Below are 1,535 nucleotides of genomic sequence, written 5' to 3' on the forward strand. Positions count from 1 at the left end.
TGCTCAACTGCGAAGCACCATGGGTCGAAGAGTTGTTGGTCCCAGGATTCCCGGTCGGACCGTTGTTCGGGCCGATCTCGCCCTCCGGCGTCACAGCCACATCGGCAATGGCATTCCCCGAAACCCACACGACACGACCGGCACCGTTCGCGGCGAGAGAAGGGGAGATCAAGGCGCGCTCACCCGTGCGGGCGATGCTCACGCCTGGGCCGTTCTTGTGGCCGTCCGGCAACGGCACGAAGACATCGGCATGTGCGGCACCGGTCGACAACAGACCGGTGGCTACGGCCGCCGCGGCGGCGACGCCCGCGACGCGGGCACCTCGAGACAGACCGTTGGTGCGGTACTTCCTCATCTTTTCCTCATCAGGTTGATCCGCCCGCCCCAGGGTGTCGAGGCGGACATGTCCCTCCAAGCCGACGTCCGGATGGTGGAATGTGAAGTCCACCAATCCGTCCGCCGACCATCGCGTCATCGAGCGATATCGGACGAAACAATGCTATTCGGTATCAACCAGACTTTTCCGGAAATTCGGGCAAGTGCTCGCGGCGAGGCAGCACCCCGGCTAGGATCGCGGAGCGCTGCTGCGGGCCAAGTGAATTCATGACGAAATGGACCCGTCGCCGACGTGACGGGCCCATTTCGTTGCTGGCTACGGGTTTTTACCCGCGTTCACTCAGCCGAGGCTGAAGGGCTGACCCCACAGCGTCACCCAGGTGATGACGTTGTCGGTCTCCACCTCGACGCTGACGAAAGCCCGCGCCTGGGCGTAGCCGCCGCAGCCGTTCAGGCCGATGGTCTCATCGGCCCAGGTGACCGAACCGCTGGTGCCCTTGAACGCATTCCGGGTCTTGTGCGATTCATTACCGAAGTCATCGGCCTGCTCCAGATCGAGCACGTAGAACGACTTCGCCTGACCCGGACCCAGCGACAGGTTGCCGCCACTATTGGCGCCGACGCCACCGGTCACGGTGTCGCCGCTCCAGTCCACGTTGCCGTCGACGCCACCGGTGGCGCCGCCACCGGCGATGTTGACCTGGCAGCCAACGGTGTAGCCGGGGAAGATCTTGCCGCCGGCGGTGCCGGACAGCTCGACCTGCGCGCTACCGGACACCCACGCATTGCGGTGCAGCGGCGTGGCGCCCATGGACGGGCTGATGGTGGCCGACTCGCCGACCAGGCGAATCGTCACGACGGTGCCGTCGGACAGGGTCTTGGTGAGTTCGCCGCCCGGCAGCGGAACGAAAGTGTCGGCGTTGGCCGCACCGGTGGAGAACAGGCCCATGGCGATGGTGGCAGCGGCGCCGACGCCGGCCATCCGTGCCAGGTTCTTACGGTTGAACATAGTTGGTATCCCTCGAGGGTTGAGTCCGCTTCAGCGGGAGGATGGTTCGTTGGATTCGACAGACGTCAGCCGATGCTGAACGGCATCCCGTAGAGGGTGGTCTTCGAGTAGTGATCGCCGATGATCTCGACAACCGTGTACGAACGCGCCTGCGCGTAACCCGCGCAGCCCTGGATCTGAATCTCGGCAT

2 protein-coding genes and 1 pseudogene are annotated in these 1,535 nt (G+C 64.6%); all 3 read right to left on the reverse strand.

The features are described from left to right. Nucleotides 1-355: pseudogene (locus IU459_RS37105) on the reverse strand (MspA family porin); the annotation flags it as partial. 321 nt (nucleotides 356-676) lie between these two features. Beyond that, nucleotides 677-1,345, reverse strand: a complete 669-nt coding sequence (locus IU459_RS37110; RefSeq protein ID WP_040782721.1) for an MspA family porin — start codon at nucleotides 1,343-1,345, stop codon at nucleotides 677-679. A gap of 65 nt (nucleotides 1,346-1,410) precedes the next feature. Beyond that, nucleotides 1,411-1,535: MspA family porin (locus IU459_RS37115; RefSeq protein ID WP_195132019.1), on the reverse strand; the 125-nt coding region annotated here is incomplete at its 5' end.

Origin of the sequence: Nocardia amamiensis (assembly GCF_015477605.1) — a bacterium.
Lineage (GTDB): Bacteria > Actinomycetota > Actinomycetes > Mycobacteriales > Mycobacteriaceae > Nocardia > Nocardia amamiensis_A.

What these genes read in the sequence shown, in the direction of transcription:
- IU459_RS37110 (WP_040782721.1), bottom strand. Translation starts at nt 1,345, where the DNA reads ATGTTCAACCGTAAGAACCTGGCACGGATGGCCGGCGTCGGCGCCGCT.